Origin of the sequence: Algoriella xinjiangensis (assembly GCF_900115015.1) — a bacterium.
Taxonomy (GTDB): domain Bacteria; phylum Bacteroidota; class Bacteroidia; order Flavobacteriales; family Weeksellaceae; genus Empedobacter; species Empedobacter xinjiangensis.
The window spans coordinates 135455-142617 of sequence record NZ_FOUZ01000012.1 but is presented as its reverse complement, the minus strand read 5'-3'; the positions used below and the strand labels follow the sequence as shown (position 1 = coordinate 142617).

The 7163-nt window shown below is 31.7% G+C and carries 9 protein-coding genes; 5 read left to right on the top strand and 4 right to left on the bottom strand.

The features are described 5' to 3' along the window. The first annotated feature begins 433 nt into the window (after positions 1 to 433). The gene (locus tag BM072_RS12410; RefSeq protein WP_092908997.1) at positions 434 to 862 is read left to right on the top strand and encodes an NUDIX domain-containing protein; all 429 of its coding nucleotides are present in this window, start codon (positions 434 to 436) and stop codon (positions 860 to 862) included. Here the strand turns inward: BM072_RS12410 and BM072_RS12405 are convergent. The 4 genes from BM072_RS12405 to greA are packed head-to-tail and all read right to left on the bottom strand — an operon-like array spanning position 859 to position 2703. After that, positions 859 to 1242 (bottom strand): hypothetical protein, encoded by a 384-nt coding sequence (locus tag BM072_RS12405; RefSeq protein WP_092908996.1) that lies wholly within the window; start codon positions 1240 to 1242, stop codon positions 859 to 861. The genes BM072_RS12410 and BM072_RS12405 overlap by 4 nt on opposite strands. Continuing rightward, positions 1243 to 1812: a tetratricopeptide repeat protein gene (locus BM072_RS12400; protein WP_092908995.1), complete on the bottom strand. Its 570-nt coding sequence runs from the start codon at positions 1810 to 1812 to the stop codon at positions 1243 to 1245. 3 nt (positions 1813 to 1815) lie between these two features. Then, complete coding sequence (locus BM072_RS12395) at positions 1816 to 2211, bottom strand: HIT family protein (protein WP_092908994.1); 396 nt, start codon at positions 2209 to 2211, stop codon at positions 1816 to 1818. 12 nt (positions 2212 to 2223) lie between these two features. Further along, positions 2224 to 2703 (bottom strand): transcription elongation factor GreA, encoded by a 480-nt coding sequence (gene greA, locus BM072_RS12390; protein WP_092908993.1) that lies wholly within the window; start codon positions 2701 to 2703, stop codon positions 2224 to 2226. A gap of 135 nt (positions 2704 to 2838) precedes the next feature. Here greA and BM072_RS12385 point away from each other — a divergent pair, with 135 nt between their 5' ends. From BM072_RS12385 to BM072_RS12370, 4 genes are all read left to right on the top strand, one after another. After that, positions 2839 to 3288, top strand: a complete 450-nt coding sequence (locus BM072_RS12385) for a hypothetical protein (protein WP_092908992.1) — start codon at positions 2839 to 2841, stop codon at positions 3286 to 3288. A gap of 390 nt (positions 3289 to 3678) precedes the next feature. Continuing rightward, on the top strand, positions 3679 to 4971 hold the full coding sequence (gene eno / locus BM072_RS12380; RefSeq protein ID WP_092908991.1) for a phosphopyruvate hydratase: 1293 nt from the start codon (positions 3679 to 3681) through the stop codon (positions 4969 to 4971). 82 nt (positions 4972 to 5053) lie between these two features. Beyond that, complete coding sequence (locus BM072_RS12375; protein WP_092908990.1) at positions 5054 to 6337, top strand: citrate synthase; 1284 nt, start codon at positions 5054 to 5056, stop codon at positions 6335 to 6337. A gap of 131 nt (positions 6338 to 6468) precedes the next feature. Beyond that, positions 6469 to 7137 carry a sterol desaturase family protein gene (locus BM072_RS12370; protein WP_092908989.1) on the top strand — a complete coding sequence of 223 codons (669 nt, stop codon included), beginning with the start codon at positions 6469 to 6471 and terminating at the stop codon, positions 7135 to 7137. Positions 7138 to 7163 lie beyond the last annotated feature (26 nt).

The following is a 7163-nucleotide window of genomic DNA, read 5'->3' as shown; positions in this document are numbered from 1 at the left end:
TGCGGGAGAGTAGGTCGTCGCCAGTTTTTATAAAGAGTCTCAAGATTTATTTCTTGAGACTTTTTTTATGGAGTAAAGTCAAGGAAAAGAGAACTTATCACTCTAAACTTAACTTGTGCGTTCCTGAAACGAGTTCAGGATGACGGAGTAGATTCTTCGCTGCGCTCTGAATGACAGGTTGCTTTTCTTATAAACTTAGGACTTAAGTCTTATATCTTACTTCTAAATATTCATCACTCAAAACTTAACTTGTGCGTTCCTGAAACGAGTTCAGGATGACGGAGGTAGATTCTTCGCTACGCTCTGAATGACAGTTTGTCTAAACTTATATCTTATATCTTACTTCTAAAAATTCATCACTCAAAAACAATAATTTTTTTCTGAGAATTAAATCTATGTATTTATTATATTCGTAGAATTAAGTTTAGATAGTATGAAACCATTTAATGTACGAGTTTATGCGTTGTTAGAGCATAATGGAAAGGTATTGGTTATGCATGAACCATTTCAGGGAAAGTTGATTTATAAGTTTCCTGGTGGTGGATTAGAGTTTGGTGAAGGTACAAAAGATTGTTTGGTACGCGAGTTTAAGGAAGAATTAAATTTAGATGTAGAAATTACTTCACATTTTTATACACAAGATTTTTTTGTACTAAATGCTTTCGATCCTACAGAACAAGTTTTATTGATTTATTATAAAGCGACAATAACTGATAAAGCACTCGCTAATTTGAAGATTTTGGATGCGGATATTGAAGAATTACTTTGGATAGAACCAAAGCAATTAAAAGCAACTAAATTTACTTTAGAAGCCGATAAAGTTGTGGTTGATTTATATAAAAAAGAAAACTTCGAATCTTAAGATTCGAAGTTTATAATTTTTTGATCATCAAAATATTGTATAACGGCATATTTCATTAATAATTTTTGCTCGTTACTTTTAAGTGGTGGTAACTCTTCTAATAAATCGAAATGTGGCCAACCTTCGGGATCTTGTCCATCGAAACGGTAAAATCCAAACGGTTCTAAAACTCTACAAACTGCAATATGTAAAAGATTTAGTTTTTCATCTTTCTTAAATTTCTTTTTTCCTTGTCCAAGTTCTTGCACGCCGATTAAGAAAAGAATAGTGTCTAAATCTGGTTTTTCGCCATCAGTAAAATTTATTTCGAAGAAATTTTCAATCAGTTTCCACTTTTGGATATTTGATGATGGGTCTTCTGTATATTTTGAAATATCCATTTAAAATTTACGTCCTTTATGACGCATATTTGGGTTTTGTAATTGCGAATTACTTACGTTGTAACGTTTTAATTGACCATTCATCATTTTGATTTGATCAGCAAACATTCCTTTCGAATCGTTTTTCTTCGCTTCTTTAATGTAATTCTCAGCTTCTTTCTTTTTACCTTTTGACATTGCAGCTCCGGCCAAAGATAAATTTGCCATTGCACGATCATGGTCAAAAGATAAACCGTAGTCTAAAGCTTCTCTCATATATTTCTCCGAAGCAGAAATATTGTCTTGCGCTTCTGTAATTCCCATCATATAATTGTAGTATCCCATTTGTTTTGGTACTAATTCTGATGATGGATTTTTTATTCTAAGCAACCATTTTTTTGCTTTTTGCATGTCTTCTTTGCGAAGAAACCAAAAGGCTAATAAAATGTTTTCGTTACGGAAATAGAATAAAACTGGAAAAACAGCTAATAATAAAGATGTAATCCCCCAACCGTATTCGCGTTGCGTAAACAAAAAGATTGCTAAGGCGATTAATACAGCGGCGATTACTAATTTAATGTATTTGTTCATCGTTTATTGTAAATATGATTTGATTGTATCTGCTATTTCGATCATTTTTTCTGCAGATAGTTGAAGTTTCGGGTTTGAGAAATTGATGTCTTGCATTGAATTTAGAGGAACCAAATGCACATGTACATGTGGTACCTCTAGTCCAACAACTGCAATACCGACGCGTAAACACGGAATTGCTTTCTCTATGGCTTGCGCAATATCATAGGCAAAATCCATTAATCCTAAGTATGATTGTTTATCTAAGTCGAAAATTTTATCAACTTCTTGTTTAGGAATAATTAGTACATGTCCTTCTACCAAAGGAAATGCATCTAAAATTGCGATATAATTAGTATTCTCTGCAATTTTATACGAAGGTATTTCTCCGTTTATAATTTTAGTGAAAACGCTTGCCATAAAATTTTAATTTTAGTCCAAAGATATTTCTAAAATTTCAAAATTTAAAGTCATTCCGTTAGGTAATGTAATTTCTGCGATTTCGTTAACAGATTTTCCTAGTAAACCTTTTGCAATTGGTGTGTTTACAGAAATGCGCATTTTAGCTAAATCAGCCTCAGATTCGGGAACCAAAGTGTACACCAATTCTTGACCATTTGCTGTATTTTTTATTTTAACTCTTGATAATATAGATACTCTTGAACTGTCTAATTTTGATTCGTCGATAACACGTGCATAAGCCACAACTTCTTTTAGTTTTGCAATTTGCATTTCTAACATTCCTTGTGCTTCCTTAGCTGCATCATATTCTGCATTCTCAGATAAATCTCCTTTATCACGTGCATCGGCAATTTGTTGCGAAATCTTTGGACGCTCTAAACTTTCTAATTGATGAAGATCTTCACGCAACTTTTCTAATCCTTCTTTCGTTACATATTGTATATTTGCCATAACAACGATGTTTAATTAATTTTTATTAAATAGGTCTTATAAATAAATAATCCTACACATATCATTAATATGCGCAGGACTATTTTTTATTTTATTGTTATACAAAGATAGTAAAAATTTTATACGAAACTAAAAATGAAACAGTTTATTAAAACCATTCTAAATAAGGTAGTATTAGTTGGTGCTTTTGTAGCAATTTTACAAGCTTGTAATTCCGATGACGGTACAGTAAGTTGCGTGCCTATTACCACTGTTAGTGTACAAATTAACCCTAATTTACCGTTGTATGCGAATCTTAATAATCCGGGTGGATGGATTTATGTAAACGGTGTTACAGCCGGTACACGAGGTTTAATAGTTGTGCGTACGGCATCTGGTTATAAGGCTTATGATCGTAATGCGCCGCATATTTGTCCTGGCGAAAAAACTACTTTGTATGTAGAAGATGATATAAAAATTGTGTGCGACGCAGATGAATCTGAATGGATTCTTTTGACAGGACAACCAACTAAAGTCGCAAATAGAGCGCCACGTACATATCAAGTTATTGTAAATACAAACGGAACGCTGTTAATTACGAATTAATATACATTTTACTGTATAATTATTAATACTTTAATCACTAAATATTTATATTCTTCTGGTTTAGAATATAGTATTTAGTGATTTTTTGGTTTCTAATGAATATATTTTCATTAGAAACTTATTATTTAATCTTTTCTAAATAAAGCAACATTTTTGTATTTATAATTAATTATACAATTGATTTTTAATAATATATATTAATATTTTAAAAGTCTTAATTAGATAAATAATTAAAAATTATTCAAAAAAGTAGTTATTTATTATGCAAGCATAAATATTAATGATTAAATTTGAATTAAATTATTTTCAAAAAAAGATAATTTCGTTGTAAAGATTAGACAATTACATTATTTTTGATAAATTATATATTTATCAATAAAACATAAAACAATGAGCATTATTTCGCATATTCATGCAAGACAAATTTTAGATTCTCGCGGAAATCCAACAGTAGAAGTTGATGTAGTAACAGAAAATGGTATTTTAGGACGTGCAGCTGTTCCATCTGGAGCATCTACAGGAGAATACGAAGCAGTTGAATTACGTGATGGAGGAAATTTATACTTAGGAAAAGGAGTTTTAAAAGCCATAGAAAATGTAAATGATGTAATTGCGCCAGCATTAGTCGGATATTCTATCTTCGAACAAAACCTAATCGATCAACTAATGATTGATATGGATGGTACAGAAAATAAATCAAAATTAGGAGCAAATGCAATTTTGGGTGTTTCTTTAGCAGTAGCAAAAGCAGCAGCAGAAGAGTTAGGTTTACCATTATTTAGATATATTGGTGGTGTTAATGCAAACACATTGCCAGTACCAATGATGAATATTGTAAACGGAGGTTCACATTCTGATGCTCCAATTGCTTTTCAAGAGTTTATGATTATGCCTGTTCAAGCCGCTTCTTTTTCGGATGCTTTGCGTAAAGGAACAGAAATTTTTCATGCTTTAAAAAGTATTTTACATGACAGAGGTTTATCTACAGCAGTAGGAGACGAAGGTGGTTTTGCACCAACATTTGATGGTACAGAAGATGCATTGGATACTGTACTTTTAGCAATAGAAAAAGCAGGTTACAAAGCAGGAGAAGAAATTATGATTGCTTTAGATTGTGCTTCTTCGGAGTTTTACGAAAACGGAAAATACGACTATACTAAATTTGAAGGAGAAAAAGGAGCAATCCGTTCTTCGGCAGAACAAGCTGCATATTTAGCAGAATTATCAGAAAAATACCCAATTATTTCGATTGAAGATGGTATGGACGAAAACGATTGGGAAGGTTGGAAAATCTTAACAGACAAAATCGGTGATCGTGTACAAATTGTTGGAGATGATTTATTGGTTACAAACGTTAAGAAATTAACACAAGCAATAGAAACAGATACAGCAAACTCAATTTTAGTTAAATTTAACCAAATTGGTACATTAACAGAAACTATCAAAGCAGTGCAAATGGCACAAAATGCTAGATATACAGCTGTAATGTCTCACCGTTCTGGAGAAACTGAAGATGCTACAATTGCAGATTTAGCTGTTGCATTAAATACTGGACAAATTAAAACAGGATCTGCATCAAGATCTGATCGTATGGCGAAATATAATCAATTACTTCGCATCGAAGAGATTTTAGGAGAAACTGCTATCTTTCCAGGACTTAAAGCTTTCAAAATTAAGCGTTAAAAAATAATAATACTGATAATAATCAGTCTTAAAAAACGCAAAAAAAATTGTAAATTACGCATTAAATAATATAAACTATACAATGTCAGATAAGGTAATATTAAATTACAACGGAAGTGAGTTGGACTTACCAGTTTCAACAGGCTCAATGGACGAAAAAGCCATTGATATTTCCAAGTTAAGAAGTGCTACTGGATTAATTACAATGGATCCAGGGTATAAAAATACAGGATCATGTGAATCTAAAATTACTTTTTTAGATGGTGAAGAAGGAAAATTGATGTACCGTGGCTATCCTATCGAACAATTAGCAGAAAAATCTTCTTTTGTAGAAGTTATGTATTTGTTAATTAAAGGAAACTTACCTACACAAGCTGAATTAGATAAGTTTGTAAACGATATTAACGAGTACAACTATGTTTCTGAAGATTTAATCAAAATTTTAGATGCATTCCCAAGTTCTGCTCACCCAATGGGAGTTTTAACATCTTTAACAGCTGCTTTATCAGCATTTAACCCAAAATGTGTTGATGTTAGCTCTGAAGAAGAAATGTACAGAGCTGCTGTTACTTTATTAGGTAAATTTCCAGTTTTAGCGTCTTGGACACAAAGAAAAGTAAAAGGTTTACCAGTTAACTACTCTAACGATAAATTATCTTACGTAGAAAACTTATACCAATTATTATTCAAAAAACCAGGTCAAGAATTAGATTTAGATCCAGTTATTATTGATGCTTTAGATAAATTATTAATCTTACATGCAGATCACGAGCAAAACTGTTCAGCATCTACAGTACGTTTAGTTGGTTCATCTCACGCAGGTTTATTTGCTTCTATTTCTGCAGGAATTTCTGCATTATGGGGACCATTACACGGTGGTGCAAACCAAGCAGTATTAGAAATGTTAGAAGACATCAAAAATGATGGTGGAGACGTAGAAAAATACTTAGCAAAAGCAAAAGACAAAAACGATCCTTTCCGTTTGATGGGATTCGGACACAGAGTTTACAAAAACTTTGATCCTCGTGCAAAAATTATTAAAGTTGCTGCTGATAACGTTTTAGAGAAATTAGGAATCAATGATCCTACATTAGAAATCGCTAAAAAATTAGAAAAAGCTGCTTTAGAAGACGAATATTTCAAATCAAGAAATTTATATCCAAACGTAGATTTCTATTCAGGAATCATCTACAAAGCATTAGATATCCCAACAGAAATGTTTACAGTAATGTTTGCTGTAGGTCGTTTACCAGGATGGATTGCACAATGGATGGAAATGCGTCAAAACAACGAACCAATTGGTCGTCCTCGTCAATTATACACAGGAGCACCATTACGTGATTACGTTGATATTGAAAAAAGATAAGTTTCTACTTATTCTAAATATAAAATCCGAAAGTTTATACTTTCGGATTTTTTTTAACATATAATTTTCTCAGAATATTTGTTTAAAAATGTATAAAGCTTTATTTTTAAGTTAATTAAATTTTATATCCGATGAAATTTGAGAAAATACATAATAAAGGACAAGCACAGATTTTTGAAAACAAATACTTAGAAATGTTGACAAAAGGGCACCCTGCTGTCATTTGGGGAATTTATATTCCACTGCTTTCTTATTGTATTTATTATGGAATTTCTCACTACGATTTTTCTATTCCAATCGTTCTACTTCTTTTTTTTGGAGCCATGTTTTTTTGGACATTGTTTGAATATTTTGCACACCGATATTTATTTCATTGGACAGCACAACAGCCAATTTTAAAACGAATTGTATATATTTTTCACGGTAATCATCATCACTATCCACGCGATAAACAGCGATTGTTTATGCCTCCGTTTCCAAGTATTTTATTAGCCTCAATTATTTTTTGTATTCAATATATTATTCTAGGAAAATATACTTTTATCTTTTTTCCAGGTTTTATAATTGGTTATTTGTTGTACGCTTCTATGCATTATCTCATTCATGCTGTTGCGCCACCTTTCAAGTTTATGAAACCACTTTGGCGAAATCATCATTTACATCATTACAAAGACGAAGAATTAGGTTTTGGCGTTTCAAATACATTTTGGGACCGTATTTTTGGAACAATGTTCGATCTTGAAAATGAGAAAGAGGATAAAGAAAAAGTAAAGGATTTGATGTTTGAGAAAAAGAAATAATCAACACCGTTAAATATTAATTTGAG